Genomic DNA, 14,194 nt, shown 5'->3' with positions numbered 1-14,194 from the left:
GTTTTTACGGTAAGTAGCGTTTTGGATTCACTGACTTACCTTGATAGCGAATTTCAAAGTGTAAGCGAACACTGCTGGCTCCAGAGCTGCCCATTGTTGCGATTTTTTGACCAGCTTTGACACTTTGCCCTTCGCGTACTAGCAACCGATCATTATGTGCGTATGCACTGAGGTAATTGTCGTTATGTTTTATAATCACGAGATTACCGTAACCACGTAGTGCATTGCCCGAATAAACCACGGTGCCGCCTGCTGTAGAAACAATGGATTGTCCTCGCTGCCCTGCGATATCAATGCCTTTGTTCCCTTGATCCCCAGCAGAAAAGTTTTTGATTACTCTCCCTTTAGTTGGCCATAGCCACTTGGAAACGTTGTTGTTTGTTGATGTATTACTGGTATTTTTATTAACATTTTGTTTACCAGTAGATTCAACATACTCCTTTGATTTCGATTGATCAACCTTCTTTGGCGGTTGTTTTTTCGCCACTTGTTGATTGTTTTTCGAGCTGGCCGTATTAACCTTTTGAGTAGAGTTTTTACTCGACGCCGTATTCTGTTTTGGAGTAGAAGGAGTAGTAACAGCAGCTACAGCAACGCCGGCCCCTGTACCACCGTACGCTGGCGCATTATAAGCAGGTTGCCAAAGTTTGAGTTTTTGCCCCGGAAAGATGGTGTAAGGTTTGGTTAATCCGTTGTAACTAATGATTTCACTTACATCTTTGTCTGTGACATAGGCTATAAAATACAGCGTATCGCCTTTTTCGACTTGGTAGTAGCTTCCTCGATAACTCCCTCGAGAAACCGAACTATAGTCTTTCTTTAATCCAGTCACAGGCGCAGGGGAATGCGCAGCACATCCTAATAATGTACTGCAAATACCTAAGACTAATAAAAAGTAAGACTTAAACTTCATCGCTACGCTAGATCACCAGCAACCAAAGGAACAAAACGAACCATTTCTATCACTTCAGAAAGAAACTCATCACCACTACGAACTATTTTTAGCAATTGCTGCTCATCCGTTCCGACAGGGATCATCAATATCCCGCCCTCTTTCAGTTGTTCTAAGAGTGCCGATGGAACTGACTCAGCCGCAGCGGTAACAATGATGGCGTCAAACGGCCCTTTCGCCGCCCAGCCTTGCCAGCCATCACCATGCTTAGTGGATATATTATAAATATCCAACTGCTTTAAGCGACGCTTTGCTTCCCATTGCAGGGTCTTAATACGTTCAATCGAATAAACATGTTCTACAAGCTGCGACAATACTGCAGTTTGATAACCAGAGCCGGTACCGACTTCAAGCACCTTACTGCTATGTGTGAGCTCCAACATTTCTGTCATCTTCGCCACGATGTATGGCTGAGAAATAGTTTGTCCTTGTCCTATCGGCAGCGCATTGTTGTCATAGGCTTGATGAATCATTGCCTGAGAGACAAATTGCTCTCGCGGCAATCTATAAATGGCATCGAGTACTTTCTGGTCTTGAATCCCATTCGCAATCAGAAAATCTCGCAATCTATCGGCATGTGGGTTTGTCATGCTTAACTATCCTTTAACCAATTACCCATGCTTTGTATCGACTCATGAGCCGTTAAATCCACTTGTAACGGTGTGATTGAAACAAAGCCTTGTTCGATAGCATAAAAATCCGTGCCTTCGCCAGCATCCTGCTCTTTACCTGGAGGACCTAACCAATAAATATCATGTCCACGCGGATCTTTCTGCTTAATCATCGCTTCAGCGTGATGACGTGCACCAAGTCGAGTGACTTGCGTTCCCTTTAATGCATCGTAAGCTAAATCAGGCACATTGACATTTAACAATCGGTTAGTTGGAATTGGTTTGTTCGCATGCTGCGAAACCAATTGACGCGCTATCACAGCCGCTGTGGCAAAATTTGCCTTACCAACGAGCGAGAATGCGATAGATTGCACCCCAAGGAAGTGTCCCTCCATCGCGGCGGCCACGGTACCAGAGTACAAGACATCATCACCAAGGTTTGCACCGTGGTTAATCCCCGTCAGCACTAAGTCTGGCAATTCATCTTTCATCAACTCGTTAAGAGCAAAGTGAACGCAGTCGGTCGGCGTTCCTTGCACCGAGTAGACCTTTGGTGCAATCTCATTGACTCGCAGAGGCTGCTCAAGCGTTAATGAGTTCGATGCACCAGAGCGATTTCGGTCAGGAGCAACAATCGTGACTTCAGCCATATCACGTAATGCATCAGCCAAAGTATGAATGCCTTCAGCATGCACGCCATCATCATTACTTATCAAAATTTTAAGCAAGTTGTCGCTCATTAATATTGGCGCTCCACTTCAACTTCTTCAATCAGCTCTCGGATGATTGATGTTGCAAAGCACCCAGCGTCTAATGAAAAACGTAGCGTGACATTATCGCCATCAACTTGCCAAGTTAGATCCTGAGGCATTAAAGAAATTGCGCGGCGGTCATGGCGCATGCGATTACCACGAATTAACGCCATCAGATCAGGCTCAGCATCTAAGTGAGGCTGTTCTAGAGCTAATGCTTGCTCTGTTGTTGGTAGTGCATTATCACCAGCAAGTGCTGCTGTTAGCAGTGTCGTGCCTTCCGCAATGCCATTATTGAAAGTGTCGGCAGTGTCGCTCGTCACTGACTCTTGCTGGCCGTTAATCTCAACAAGATCGCCCAATAAAACTTGGTCAAAGCAACCTTTTTCAATACGCTCAGAAACAATGGTATTAAAAATCCACGAGCGAGCAGCAGAAAGATAAAGACTGCGCTTATTCTGATTGCGAGTACGAACGTTTTCACGCCCCCAGCGACGGGCCTCTTCTAGGTTGTTGCCTTGATTACCAAAACGCTGGCTACCGAAGTAATTAGGCACCCCAGTTTTCACAATAGACTCTAGTCGTGCTAATACTTCATCCACATCGCTGACATCGGATAACGTCACCACAAATTGGTTACCCACTAAGTCACCTGGACGCAGCTTTTTGTTATGACGGTCAGTGGCTAAAATTTCAATACTTGGGTACTGAGCAAGAAACTGACTAAAGTCAGGAGTGTCACCTTTCGGTAAGTGAACACTCAGCCATTGCTCGGTCACCGCATGGCGGTCTTTCAAGCCAGCCCAGCTAACGTCTTTGGATTTGACACCACAAGTTTTCGCCAGTTCATTAGCAACAAAACTGGTGTTCTCACCCGTTTTGCGAATGCGGACCATCAGGTGCTCACCCGACCCAGTAAACTCAAAACCTAGGTTTTCGTTCACTTGAAAATGTTCAGCTTTGGCTTTTAATTTGCCTTTCGCATTTGGCTTGCCATTAAGGTAAGCCAAAGAAGATAAAATATCAGACATACTCTTTCCACTGCTAGGTCACTTTAGATAGTGTAAAACAACCTAGCATTCATTATTTTTTAAGCAGCAGTACAACCGCTTCGGTTGCAATGCCTTCTTTACGCCCAGTAAAGCCTAGTCGCTCAGTCGTCGTCGCTTTGACGTTGACATTACCAAGTTCAGTTTCAAGATCTTGTGCAATCACTTGGCACATGGATTCTATATGAGGCGCCATTTTAGGCGCTTGAGCCATAATGGTAATATCGGCATTACCTAATACGTAGCCTTTTTCTTTTACGCGACGGTAAACATCTCTCAGCAGTTCACGGCTATTTGCCCCTTTCCACTTGTCGTCGGTATCAGGAAAATGACGACCAATGTCACCTTCTGCGATAGCGCCTAAAAGCGCATCACACAGTGCATGTAACGCCACGTCACCGTCGGAGTGAGCAATAAGCCCTTGCTCATACGGAACCGCGACACCACCAATAATCACCGGGCCTTCGCCACCAAATTTATGCACGTCAAAGCCGTGGCCAATTCGAATCATGAGTTATCCTTTGTTTCTATTTAGATAAAACTCGGCTAATGCTAAGTCTTCAGGCTGAGTTATTTTTATATTGTCTGAGCGGCCTTGAACTAGAGCTGGCTTATGGTTTAGCCACTCGATAGCTGAAGCCTCATCAGTAATTTTGACACCTTGTTGCAAGGCGTCAGCCAAAGCGTGCGTTAGCATCTGAGTTTTAAACATCTGTGGAGTAAGTGCGTGCCACAGTGCTTCCCTATCTACAGTATGATCAATCTCTTGATTCTGGTTCGAGCGTTTCATCGTGTCTCGAACCGGAGCTGCAAGGATCCCGCCCAATTGATTGGCTAGGGCACACTCAATCAGACGATCGATATCCGTTAAATCAACACACGGCCTTGCTGCGTCATGAACCATAACCCATTCAGCTAACTGGTGCTGCTGCACATAGTGTAATGCAGATAATACCGAATCAGCGCGCTCTTTACCGCCAGCAACACGAATGACTTGCGGATTTGATGCTAAAGAGAGTTCGGGAAAGTACGGGTCACCATCAGTAATTGCGACCACCACATGACTCACTGCAGAGTGAAGTAATAACTTCTCTATGGTGTGCTCTAGTACCGTCTGTTGATTGATCTGAAGGTATTGCTTTGGTCGATCCGCTTTCATGCGGCTACCGACACCCGCTGCTGGAACAATTGCGACAATCGATGGAGAGATTACAGACATCTAGTTATCGTCTCCAATAATTCGATAAAACGTTTCGCCTTCTTTAATCATACCAAGCTCATGCCGGGCACGTTCTTCAATCGCATCGAGACCTTGGCGCAAGTCATCAATCTCAGCGAACATTTCATTGTTGCGCCCTTGAAGATTGCTATTGACCTGATGTTGCACCTGAGTTTCCGCATTGACCGCTTGAAAGTCAGAAATCCCATTTTTGCCGAACCACAATTCAGCTTGTAGCCAGCCTAAAACTAAGAGTAAGGTCAGTGCAAAAATTCGCATATCGTCTATTAAAGAAGAGAGAAAAAGAAAGACCACATATATATCACAATGTCGCTGCTGGCGCGAGATTGGGCGATGTGGTCTTACAAAGAAAAGACTGATATTGAAGGATTAGTTGAGTGCTAGGAAAGCAAACAAACCTAAACCAAGTAACAATCGATAAATAACAAACGGTGTCATACCCATCTTTGAAATCAGCTTCAAGAAGAAGTGAATACAGATATAAGCACTAATGAAGGACGTTACGATACCCGTCATTAAGAAGCCAAAATGAATCGGTTCGCCACTGGTAACCAGCTTCAAACCTAAATAGCTGCCTGCCAATAATATAATTGGAATCGACATTAAGAATGAAAAACGCGCCGCCGCTTCACGGGTAAAACCAAGATAAAGCGCCGCTGTAATTGTCGCACCTGAACGAGATGTGCCCGGAATCATTGCTAACGCTTGGCTAATACCGATAAATAGGGCTTTCTTCCAATCCGCTTGGTATTCGTCATCCGCCAATTTAGAGTTTTTGTCGACATACCAAAGCAGTAAACCAAATACGATCGTGGTGGTAGCAATGACCCACGCACTGCGCAGATAAAGCTCAATGAAGTCTTTCATCAATAAACCAAAGATACAGGCAGGAATCGTCGCAATGACAATCATCCAAGCCAATTTAGCTTCTTTACTGCGCTCACCTTTAAAGATAGAAGCAAAGAAAGCACTCAACAGAGAGACCACTTCTTTGCGGAAGTAGATAATGACCGCCGCTAACGTACCCACGTGTACCGCAACATCAAAGGCTAAGCCTTGATCTTCCCAACCTAAAATTGCAGATGGCAGGATAAGGTGCGCCGAGCTCGAAATCGGCAAAAATTCGGTTAAGCCTTGAATCAAAGCAAGGATAAAAGCTTCAAAATAACCCATTAGATTCTCTTAATTATTAACTAAACCACTTAGCTACAGGTGAAAGCGGTAATTCAAACTGAAACTGTTGAGCGATCTGTTCGATCGTCCGACCATCATTAGGGACCGCCAACTGAGGGCATAGTTCCAACAACGGCTGTAGCACAAAGGCATATTTGAAGATATCACTACGTGGCAGCTCCGGCGCATTTTGGGAAATTTGTTCACCAAATAGGATAATATCGAGATCAACCGTTCTTGGTTCCAACTTACCCGCATCCACAGCGCGGCCCCATTTAAACTCAATATCGCGCAACTGGCGTGAAAATTCCGTTAACTCTAACTGCGTCTTCATTTCTACCACGAGGTTGTAGAATGGCTGTCCTTCAAACCCTACTGCTTCACATTCATAAATCGTTGAGATTCGCAGCTCGGCATCTAAGGCTCTCAGTTCGCCGATCGCCGCTTCAACGTGCTTATGCCGGGCAATGTTTGAACCTATTCCGACATAAACGGTAATCATGCATTGCCTCGCTCAATAACCACACCGACACCTTTCGCTTGAGCAACGGCTCCTGGTTTGGTTAAGCGGATTTTAATCCAAGCAACATTAAATCGAGCCATGATAAGCTCTGCGACTTCTTCTGCTACACGTTCAACCAACAGAAAACATCCGCCTTCAATATGGTCTAATACCGCTTGGCTTACTTGCGAATAATCAAGCGCATCGGCAACATCATCACTCTTACCTGCTGGACGGTTATCATGAGCCATTTCAATATCAAGCACGAGTTTTTGCTTAATCTCTTGCTCCCAGTCATACACACCGATGGTCGTGATTACTTCTAATTGCTCGATAAATACTTTATCCATGTGTTAATTCCTTTAGAGGTCGGATACCCAAGCTAGGTAAAAAGTCGTACTATTTCAATCTCAAACACTCTTGCGGTAGTTTGAGCGTGTCAGGCGCGATATAATATCAATTAGTTGCTTGACTAACACCTGTTTCAGACGAGTTACCTTACTATGACCCCATTAGCACTGGTTATGATCATTGTCGCCTACCTTCTAGGCTCGATCTCGAGTGCTGTTTTGATCTGTCGTATCTTACGTTTACCAGACCCGCGCGGCGTTGGTTCAAATAACCCTGGCGCCACCAATGTGTTGCGTATCGGAGGGAAAAAAGCAGCGGCGGCGGTTTTGCTGTGCGATATGTTAAAAGGCACAATCCCAGTCTGGGGTGGCTACTTCCTTGATATCGAGCCAGTCATATTAGGTGTGATTGCAATTGCTGCCTGCCTAGGTCATATGTATCCACTCTTTTTTCATTTTAAAGGCGGAAAAGGCGTCGCTACCGCTTTAGGTGCCATTGCCCCTATCGGCTTAGATCTGACAGGAATGATCATCGTAACCTGGTTAAGTGTGGCTTTTCTGTTCCGCTACTCTTCTCTTGCCGCGATCGTTACGGTGCTACTGGCGCCGTTTTATACTTGGATGTTCAAGCCTCAGTACACATTGCCTGTGGCTATGCTGTGCTGCTTGATAGTTTTTCGCCATCATCAAAACATCAAACGGCTTATTGACGGGACAGAGCCCAAAGTGGGTGAGAAAAAGAATGGATTAAATAAAGCCTCTTAGTATAGAGGCTTTATTTGGAGCTGTAGTTTTCAAATAAAACTAGGCATAAACACGCGATAAGAAGTTTTTCAGCATCTCAGTAACAAACTCAGGCTGTTCAAGGTTTGAAATATGCCCCGCCTTTGGAATTTGAATCAACTCCGAACCGCTAATACAATCATGCATCAGATAAGACTCAAGTACAGGGCGAGGCTTATCTTCTTGCCCTACAGCAATCAACACTGGCAGAGCGAACTTTTCAATCTCTTCTATTTGATCGCGTCGACCAAATACCATTCGACCAACTCTTGCCACTTCAACCGCTCTTTCGCCTTGCAGCTGACTAAGGAAATGAGAGAACTGCTCAACTAACTTGGGGTTGTCCTGATTGGCATTATTAGCAAAAAACAGCGGCGTAACAGCTTCTACAATTGGCGCGGGAACCGCTTTAGCCTGACTAATGGCTTCTAACATCCCAAAGTACTTTTTATGAGTTACTTCTGGCTCTAAGCCAACAAACGTATCCATTAACACCAGTGACTGGACACGAGAAGGAACCAAAGAGGTCACTTCCGTTCCCCACATTCCACCGACCGATAGACCAACGATAGAAAAGCGCTCAACTTGTAAGTGATCTAAAAGAGCAATAATCTGCTTAGCATAATCTGACAATGAACGGGTTGTTTCTGGAGCAGAATCAGACTCACCATGGGCCCATAGCTCAGGCACAATACACCGATAGTGCTGGCTGAGCGCTTCCACTTGTGGCGCCCACATCTCGCTACCCCATAAATAGCTATGACCAAAGACCACGACTGGCCCTGTACCTATATCTTGATAAGCCATTTCTCGGCCATCGACAGCAAACTTGTGCATACTTCTATCCATTGATTATTTTTATAAAGTCGAAGGGTATCATTATTTTCTCAACTAAGAAGTCGGAACTCTCTTCGTTCAGATAAAGAAAAGGCCGCCATAACAGCGACCTTAATACAACCACTTATGCTTGTTAAGCGATCGGTTTCAATTGATCAATTGGCCAACGCGGTGTGGCGTGTACTGATAGGTCAGACACTTCTCCATTTTTAAGCCGCTGCATACCTGCATAAGCAATCATTGCACCGTTATCGGTACAAAACTCCGTGCGCGGGTAGTACACCTCTCCACCCACTTTTTTCGCTAGCTGCTCAAGATCAGCACGCAAACGTCGGTTAGCACTTACACCGCCAGCAATAACAATACGCTTGAAGCCAGTCTGCTCTAATGCACGTTTACATTTAATGCTCAAAGTGGCACATACCGCTTCTTCAAACGCTAAAGCAATATCCGCTCGAGTTTGCTCATCATCACCATTGGCCGCAATAGTATTAGCAGTAAACGTTTTAAGACCTGAGAAACTCATATCAAGTCCAGGGCGGTCAGTCATTGGGCGTGGGAATTTAAAGCGACCAGGTGTGCCTTTTTCCGCTAATTTAGACAATAGCGGGCCACCAGGGTAATCAAGTCCCATCAGTTTTGCGGTTTTGTCGAAGGCTTCACCGGCAGCATCATCAATCGACTCACCTAGAATCTTGTACTCACCAATCCCTTTCACTTCAACCATCATGGTGTGACCGCCTGAAACCAATACCGCGACAAATGGAAATGGCGGTGGGTTATCTTCAAGCATCGGCGCTAATAAGTGGCCTTCCATATGGTGAACAGGAACCGCTGGCACCCCCCAAGCATAAGCGATACTACGACCAATCGTAGCACCAACCAGTAACGCACCTACTAAGCCAGGACCGGCAGTGTATGCGACACCATCGATATCTTTCGCTGTTAAGTTCGCTTCTTTTAATGCCGCTTTAATAAGAGGAATTGTCTTTTTCACATGATCACGGGATGCAAGCTCTGGTACTACACCGCCGTAATCAGCATGCAGTTTTACCTGACTATATAATTGATGAGAAAGCAGCCCTTTCACATCATCATAAATTGCAATTCCTGTTTCATCACAAGAGGTTTCGATACCAATAATGCGCATGCTCTGTCCCGGATGTATTTGTCTCTAATTCAAAATTGGCGCAATCTTACCTCGCCTTGGCTTCGCAAACAAATTTTGTGCAAACTCTACCCAACAAAATACTTTACAAAGGCTATGCGTTCGGATTAAAATTCCGCACCATTTTTGATCAAGCTGGTTTGAGACCGAACATCAGTGTTTGGCTCACTAACGTTCCAGCATTAACGAATTAACCCCTGAGGTGAAAGGCATATGCCAGTAGTTAAAGTACGTGAAAACGAACCGTTCGACGTTGCTCTACGTCGTTTCAAACGCTCTTGCGAAAAAGCAGGTATCCTTTCTGAAGTGCGTCGTCGTGAGCACTACGAAAAACCAACTACAGTTCGCAAACGCGCTAAAGCAGCAGCTCAAAAGCGTCACGCTAAGAAGCTAGCTCGCGAAAACGCACGTCGCGTTCGCCTGTACTAATAACTAAGTCCTAAAGGATTATAGTTATGGCTCTTATTGACACGCTCAAAGAAGAGCAAAAATTAGCGATGAAAGCCAAGGACAAACCGCGCCTTGGCACTATCCGTTTAGCTCTGTCAGCAATTAAGCAACGTGAAGTCGACGAACAGATTACTCTGGGCGATGACGACATTCTTGCTGTGCTAACAAAAATGGTTAAACAGCGTCGCGATTCTGTCGCTCAATTTGAAGCTGCAGGTCGTCAAGACCTTGCAGATGTTGAGAAAGTCGAAATTACTGTACTTGAGGACTTTATGCCTCAACCGCTTACCGAAGAAGAAGTTGTTGCTCTTATTGAAAGTGCAATTGCTGAATCAGGTGCCGCGGGCATGCAAGACATGGGTAAAGTGATGGGCGTTCTTAAGCCTCAAATCCAAGGGCGCGCAGATATGGGTAAAGTAAGTGGTTTAGTTCGCGCTAAACTGGCTTAATTACCCAACCCAAATTGCAGCAAGCCGTGCTATCCTCTGGAATGCGCGGCTTGTTTGTATCTACCCTCTCTAATTGTTAGTGCATTTTTCTAAGGTTTTATGGCAGGACACATCCCTCGCAGTTTCATTGATGACCTCCTTGCTCGACTCGATATCGTCGACATTATTGATGCTCGCGTAAAACTTAAGAAAAAAGGCAAAAACTACGGTGCTTGCTGCCCGTTCCATAACGAGAAAACCCCTTCATTTAGCGTTTCGCAAGAAAAACAGTTCTATCATTGCTTTGGTTGTGGCGTACACGGTAATGCCATCGACTTTATGATGGAGTATGAGCGCTTAGAGTTCGTTGAAGCGATTGAAGAACTCGCTTCATTTCTTGGTTTAGATGTGCCAAGAGAACAGCGCCAAGGCGGAGGCGTTCAATCCAATCAGCCTAAAGCCAACTCAGAGCAAAAACGTAACCTTTACGATCTAATGGGCAGTATTGCTCAATTTTATCGTGATCAGCTTAAGCAACCAAAAAGCAAAGTTGCCATTGATTATCTAAAAGATCGTGGGCTTTCCGGTCAAATTGTGCAGAAGTTTGGCATTGGTTACGTTGCTGATGAGTGGGATTTAGTCCGTAAAAACTTCGGTCAAGCTCCGCAAACTCAAGAGATGCTTGTCTCTGGCGGTATGTTGATTGAAAACGATAAAGGTAATCGCTACGACCGCTTCCGTGGTCGTGTGATGTTCCCTATTCGTGACCGTCGTGGTCGAGTGATTGGTTTTGGTGGCCGTGTGCTAGGTGATGGGACGCCTAAATACCTAAACTCGCCAGAAACGCCTATCTTCCATAAAGGCAAAGAGCTTTATGGCCTGTATGAAGTGATGCAAGCCTACCGCGAGCCACCTAAAGTATTGGTGGTAGAGGGCTATATGGATGTGGTCGCACTCGCTCAATACGGCGTCGACTATTCGGTCGCCTCACTAGGTACGTCGACAACTGGCGATCATATTCAACTGTTGTTCCGTCAAACCAATACCGTCGTTTGTTGTTACGATGGTGACCGAGCTGGTAAAGAAGCCGCTTGGCGTGCGCTAGAAAATGCACTGCAATATCTAAAAACAGGCAATACGCTGAAGTTTTTGTTCCTCCCTGATGGTGAGGACCCAGATAGCTACGTACGTAAGCATGGCAAAGAAGCCTTTGAGCAACAGATCGAACAAGCAACACCACTTTCAAGTTATCTGTTTGACAACTTGATTGAGATACATCAACTGAATCTAGGCGGTAATGAAGGTAAATCAGCGCTAAGAGCACACGCCAGCGTTCTGATTGATAAAATACCGGATCCTTACTTCCAAGAATTACTAGAAAAACTGCTCGATGAACGCACAGGTTTTGACAACCAACTACGTCAGCCTCGCAAGAAGCAAAGTGAAAGTCGACCTCAACCGCATAAAGAGATCAAACGTACGCCAATGCGTGAAGTGATCGCTTTGCTTATCCAGAATCCGAGCTATGCTCAAATGGTACCGGATCTCTCAAGTGTGAGAGAGTTAACAGTGCCAGGGCTAAGTTTATTTGTCGAAGTGCTTGAATATTGTCATCAGCATCCCAATATAACTACGGGCCAGTTAATAGAACATTGGCGAAACAGTAGCCACGAGGCACTATTATCTCGACTAGCAGGGTGGGAGATCCCCCTCGATGAAGATAATGAACAAGATATATTTTTAGACTCATTGGACAAAATACTTGCCCAGTGCGTTGAAAAACAAATTGAAAACCTGCAGGCCAAAGAAAGAAGTGTCGGTTTATCAACCGAAGAAAGAAGGGAGCTGCTAGCGTTAATGCTAGATTTAAAAGCGTAACCCTGTTCGATTAGTCAGCAATAAATAAATTTGTTAAGATGTGTGGTTTGCAACTCGCATACTAATTCCTTCACCAGATACTAAGTTGGATACCGTCTATGGATCAAAATCCGCAGTCACAGCTAAAACAACTTGTCATTAAAGGCAAGGAACAAGGCTATCTGACCTACGCAGAAGTAAACGACCACCTGCCAGCAGAAATCGTCGATTCAGAGCAGGTCGAAGATATCATTCAGATGATCAACGATATGGGCATTCGAGTAGTTGAAACTGCTCCTGATGCCGATGATCTTGCACTGAATGATGACGATACAATCACCGATGAAGATGCGGCAGAAGCTGCAGCTGCTGCGCTATCTAGCGTAGAGAACGAAATCGGCCGAACCACTGACCCAGTACGTATGTACATGCGTGAAATGGGTACTGTTGAGCTATTGACTCGTGAAGGCGAGATCGATATTGCTAAGCGTATTGAAGATGGTATTAACCAAGTTCAAAATGCAGTGGCAGAGTATCCAGGCACCATCCCATACATTCTTGAACAGTTTGATAGAATTCAAGCAGAAGAACTACGTCTTACTGACCTTATCACGGGCTTTGTTGATCCTGATGCTGACGAAACGGCAGCACCTACAGCGACTCACATCGGCTCTGAACTTGCAGAGTCTGAGCTTGAAGACGAAGACGCTGAAGAGAAAGAAGAGTCCGACGACTCTGACGATGAGGAAGAAGAGGAAGATACAGGTATTGACCCTGAGCTTGCTCTAGAGAAGTTCACTGCACTTCGTAATACGTTCCAAAACTACCAGTTAGCATGCAACGAGTACGGCAATGAAAGCCCGAAAGCAACGCTTGCTCACGAGATGGTTATCGACGTATTCAAAGAGTTTCGTCTTACTCCAAAGCAATTTGACTACCTAGTTGAAGAGCTTCGCACGTCAATGGAACGTGTACGTACTCAAGAACGCCTCATCATGAAGGCGACGGTTGAATACGGTAAGATGCCTAAGAAGTCATTCATTACCCTATTTACAGGTAACGAATCGACTGATGCTTGGTTAGATGAAATTCTTGCATCTGATAAGCCATACGCTGAAAAAGTACGCCGCAGCGAAGATGATATTCGTCGTTCGATCTCTAAATTGAAGATCATCGAAGAAGAAACATCACTAACGGTTCAAAACATCAAAGACATCAGCCGTCGTATGTCTATCGGTGAAGCGAAAGCTCGCCGTGCGAAGAAAGAGATGGTTGAAGCGAACTTACGTCTAGTAATCTCGATTGCGAAGAAATACACCAACCGTGGTCTACAATTCTTGGATCTGATCCAAGAAGGTAACATCGGTCTGATGAAAGCCGTAGATAAGTTCGAATACCGTCGTGGTTACAAGTTCTCGACTTACGCAACGTGGTGGATCCGTCAGGCAATCACTCGTTCAATCGCAGACCAAGCACGTACGATTCGTATTCCGGTACACATGATCGAAACGATCAACAAGCTGAACCGTATCTCTCGTCAAATGCTACAAGAGATGGGTCGTGAGCCGCTACCGGAAGAACTGGCAGAGCGCATGCAGATGCCAGAAGATAAGATCCGTAAAGTACTGAAAATTGCTAAAGAACCAATCTCTATGGAGACACCAATCGGTGACGACGAAGATTCGCATCTAGGTGATTTCATTGAAGATACAACGCTTGAGCTACCGCTAGACTCTGCAACTGCAGGCAGCCTAAAAGTAGCAACAAAAGACGTTCTTGCGGGCCTAACGCCACGTGAAGCAAAAGTACTTCGTATGCGCTTTGGTATCGATATGAACACTGACCATACTCTTGAAGAAGTAGGTAAGCAGTTCGACGTTACTCGTGAACGTATCCGTCAGATCGAAGCGAAAGCACTACGTAAACTTCGTCACCCAAGCCGCTCAGAAACTCTGCGTAGCTTCCTAGACGAATAATCGACGTGATGTTTGATTGACTAAAAGGTGAGCACTTGCTCACCTTTTTTGTCTCTGGGGATTTAA

Annotated in this window: 17 protein-coding genes; 5 read left to right on the top strand and 12 right to left on the bottom strand. The window is 45.2% G+C overall.

Annotated features, from left to right (window positions below; all coding sequences use genetic code 11):
• Positions 1-4: 4 nt before the first annotated feature.
• The 10 genes from nlpD to folB all read right to left on the bottom strand — a co-directional run bounded on the left by nlpD (position 5) and on the right by folB (position 6,629).
• Positions 5-913 (bottom strand): murein hydrolase activator NlpD, encoded by a 909-nt coding sequence (gene nlpD / locus VIA_RS01370; protein ID WP_004410018.1) that lies wholly within the window; start codon positions 911-913, stop codon positions 5-7.
• A gap of 2 nt (positions 914-915) precedes the next feature.
• On the bottom strand, positions 916-1,542 hold the full coding sequence (locus tag VIA_RS01365) for a protein-L-isoaspartate(D-aspartate) O-methyltransferase (protein ID WP_004410017.1): 627 nt from the start codon (positions 1,540-1,542) through the stop codon (positions 916-918).
• 2 nt (positions 1,543-1,544) lie between these two features.
• Complete coding sequence (gene surE, locus VIA_RS01360) at positions 1,545-2,303, bottom strand: 5'/3'-nucleotidase SurE (protein WP_004410016.1); 759 nt, start codon at positions 2,301-2,303, stop codon at positions 1,545-1,547.
• Positions 2,303-3,346 carry a tRNA pseudouridine(13) synthase TruD gene (gene truD, locus VIA_RS01355; RefSeq protein WP_004410012.1) on the bottom strand — a complete coding sequence of 348 codons (1,044 nt, stop codon included), beginning with the start codon at positions 3,344-3,346 and terminating at the stop codon, positions 2,303-2,305. The genes surE and truD overlap by 1 nt, the downstream gene beginning before the upstream one ends.
• Positions 3,347-3,398: 52 nt before the next feature.
• Positions 3,399-3,875 (bottom strand): 2-C-methyl-D-erythritol 2,4-cyclodiphosphate synthase, encoded by a 477-nt coding sequence (ispF, locus tag VIA_RS01350; protein ID WP_004410011.1) that lies wholly within the window; start codon positions 3,873-3,875, stop codon positions 3,399-3,401.
• Positions 3,876-3,878: 3 nt separating this feature from the next.
• A complete protein-coding gene (gene ispD, locus VIA_RS01345; RefSeq protein WP_004410009.1) occupies positions 3,879-4,583 on the bottom strand; it encodes a 2-C-methyl-D-erythritol 4-phosphate cytidylyltransferase in 705 nt (234 codons plus the stop codon).
• Complete coding sequence (ftsB, locus tag VIA_RS01340) at positions 4,584-4,862, bottom strand: cell division protein FtsB (RefSeq protein ID WP_004410007.1); 279 nt, start codon at positions 4,860-4,862, stop codon at positions 4,584-4,586. It abuts the gene before it with no gap.
• Positions 4,863-4,973: 111 nt separating this feature from the next.
• Complete coding sequence (locus VIA_RS01335; protein WP_004410006.1) at positions 4,974-5,777, bottom strand: undecaprenyl-diphosphate phosphatase; 804 nt, start codon at positions 5,775-5,777, stop codon at positions 4,974-4,976.
• A gap of 16 nt (positions 5,778-5,793) precedes the next feature.
• A complete protein-coding gene (gene folK / locus VIA_RS01330; RefSeq protein ID WP_004410004.1) occupies positions 5,794-6,279 on the bottom strand; it encodes a 2-amino-4-hydroxy-6-hydroxymethyldihydropteridine diphosphokinase in 486 nt (161 codons plus the stop codon).
• Positions 6,276-6,629: a bifunctional dihydroneopterin aldolase/7,8-dihydroneopterin epimerase gene (gene folB / locus VIA_RS01325; RefSeq protein WP_004410003.1), complete on the bottom strand. Its 354-nt coding sequence runs from the start codon at positions 6,627-6,629 to the stop codon at positions 6,276-6,278. The genes folK and folB overlap by 4 nt, the downstream gene beginning before the upstream one ends.
• A 153-nt stretch (positions 6,630-6,782) precedes the next feature.
• Between folB and plsY the strand changes: the two genes are divergently transcribed.
• On the top strand, positions 6,783-7,394 hold the full coding sequence (plsY, locus tag VIA_RS01320; RefSeq protein WP_004409995.1) for a glycerol-3-phosphate 1-O-acyltransferase PlsY: 612 nt from the start codon (positions 6,783-6,785) through the stop codon (positions 7,392-7,394).
• 39 nt (positions 7,395-7,433) lie between these two features.
• Here plsY and VIA_RS01315 read toward each other — a convergent pair whose 3' ends face one another.
• Together VIA_RS01315 and tsaD are read right to left on the bottom strand one after the other, a co-directional pair.
• Positions 7,434-8,249 (bottom strand): alpha/beta fold hydrolase, encoded by an 816-nt coding sequence (locus VIA_RS01315; RefSeq protein WP_004409994.1) that lies wholly within the window; start codon positions 8,247-8,249, stop codon positions 7,434-7,436.
• A gap of 133 nt (positions 8,250-8,382) precedes the next feature.
• Positions 8,383-9,399 (bottom strand): tRNA (adenosine(37)-N6)-threonylcarbamoyltransferase complex transferase subunit TsaD, encoded by a 1,017-nt coding sequence (gene tsaD, locus VIA_RS01310; RefSeq protein ID WP_004409992.1) that lies wholly within the window; start codon positions 9,397-9,399, stop codon positions 8,383-8,385.
• A gap of 231 nt (positions 9,400-9,630) precedes the next feature.
• Here tsaD and rpsU point away from each other — a divergent pair, with 231 nt between their 5' ends.
• The 4 genes from rpsU (at position 9,631) to rpoD (ending at position 14,128) form a co-directional block, all read left to right on the top strand.
• Positions 9,631-9,846 (top strand): 30S ribosomal protein S21, encoded by a 216-nt coding sequence (gene rpsU, locus VIA_RS01305; RefSeq protein WP_001145625.1) that lies wholly within the window; start codon positions 9,631-9,633, stop codon positions 9,844-9,846.
• A 26-nt stretch (positions 9,847-9,872) separates the two neighbouring features.
• Complete coding sequence (locus tag VIA_RS01300; protein WP_004409990.1) at positions 9,873-10,316, top strand: GatB/YqeY domain-containing protein; 444 nt, start codon at positions 9,873-9,875, stop codon at positions 10,314-10,316.
• Positions 10,317-10,415: 99 nt separating this feature from the next.
• On the top strand, positions 10,416-12,173 hold the full coding sequence (gene dnaG / locus VIA_RS01295; protein ID WP_004409988.1) for a DNA primase: 1,758 nt from the start codon (positions 10,416-10,418) through the stop codon (positions 12,171-12,173).
• A 98-nt stretch (positions 12,174-12,271) separates the two neighbouring features.
• A complete protein-coding gene (rpoD, locus tag VIA_RS01290) occupies positions 12,272-14,128 on the top strand; it encodes an RNA polymerase sigma factor RpoD (protein ID WP_004409986.1) in 1,857 nt (618 codons plus the stop codon).
• The last annotated feature ends 66 nt before the right edge of the window (positions 14,129-14,194 follow it).

The sequence above is a fragment of the Vibrio orientalis CIP 102891 = ATCC 33934 genome (assembly GCF_000176235.1).
Taxonomy (GTDB): domain Bacteria; phylum Pseudomonadota; class Gammaproteobacteria; order Enterobacterales; family Vibrionaceae; genus Vibrio; species Vibrio orientalis.
The sequence above is the reverse complement of the archived record's forward strand: the minus strand, read 5'-3'. Positions and strand labels throughout refer to the sequence as shown.

Excerpts from the sequence above, each read along its gene's own strand:
- nlpD (WP_004410018.1), bottom strand. The coding sequence starts at position 913 with ATGAAGTTTAAGTCTTACTTTTTATTAGTCTTAGGTATTTGCAGTACA.
- VIA_RS01365 (WP_004410017.1), bottom strand. The coding sequence starts at position 1,542 with ATGACAAACCCACATGCCGATAGATTGCGAGATTTTCTGATTGCGAAT.
- surE (WP_004410016.1), bottom strand. The coding sequence starts at position 2,303 with ATGAGCGACAACTTGCTTAAAATTTTGATAAGTAATGATGATGGCGTG.
- truD (WP_004410012.1), bottom strand. The coding sequence starts at position 3,346 with ATGTCTGATATTTTATCTTCTTTGGCTTACCTTAATGGCAAGCCAAAT.
- ispF (WP_004410011.1), bottom strand. The coding sequence starts at position 3,875 with ATGATTCGAATTGGCCACGGCTTTGACGTGCATAAATTTGGTGGCGAA.
- ispD (WP_004410009.1), bottom strand. The coding sequence starts at position 4,583 with ATGTCTGTAATCTCTCCATCGATTGTCGCAATTGTTCCAGCAGCGGGT.
- ftsB (WP_004410007.1), bottom strand. The coding sequence starts at position 4,862 with ATGCGAATTTTTGCACTGACCTTACTCTTAGTTTTAGGCTGGCTACAA.
- VIA_RS01335 (WP_004410006.1), bottom strand. The coding sequence starts at position 5,777 with ATGGGTTATTTTGAAGCTTTTATCCTTGCTTTGATTCAAGGCTTAACC.
- folK (WP_004410004.1), bottom strand. The coding sequence starts at position 6,279 with ATGATTACCGTTTATGTCGGAATAGGTTCAAACATTGCCCGGCATAAG.
- folB (WP_004410003.1), bottom strand. The coding sequence starts at position 6,629 with ATGGATAAAGTATTTATCGAGCAATTAGAAGTAATCACGACCATCGGT.
- plsY (WP_004409995.1), top strand. The coding sequence starts at position 6,783 with ATGACCCCATTAGCACTGGTTATGATCATTGTCGCCTACCTTCTAGGC.
- VIA_RS01315 (WP_004409994.1), bottom strand. The coding sequence starts at position 8,249 with ATGCACAAGTTTGCTGTCGATGGCCGAGAAATGGCTTATCAAGATATA.
- tsaD (WP_004409992.1), bottom strand. The coding sequence starts at position 9,399 with ATGCGCATTATTGGTATCGAAACCTCTTGTGATGAAACAGGAATTGCA.
- rpsU (WP_001145625.1), top strand. The coding sequence starts at position 9,631 with ATGCCAGTAGTTAAAGTACGTGAAAACGAACCGTTCGACGTTGCTCTA.
- VIA_RS01300 (WP_004409990.1), top strand. The coding sequence starts at position 9,873 with ATGGCTCTTATTGACACGCTCAAAGAAGAGCAAAAATTAGCGATGAAA.
- dnaG (WP_004409988.1), top strand. The coding sequence starts at position 10,416 with ATGGCAGGACACATCCCTCGCAGTTTCATTGATGACCTCCTTGCTCGA.
- rpoD (WP_004409986.1), top strand. The coding sequence starts at position 12,272 with ATGGATCAAAATCCGCAGTCACAGCTAAAACAACTTGTCATTAAAGGC.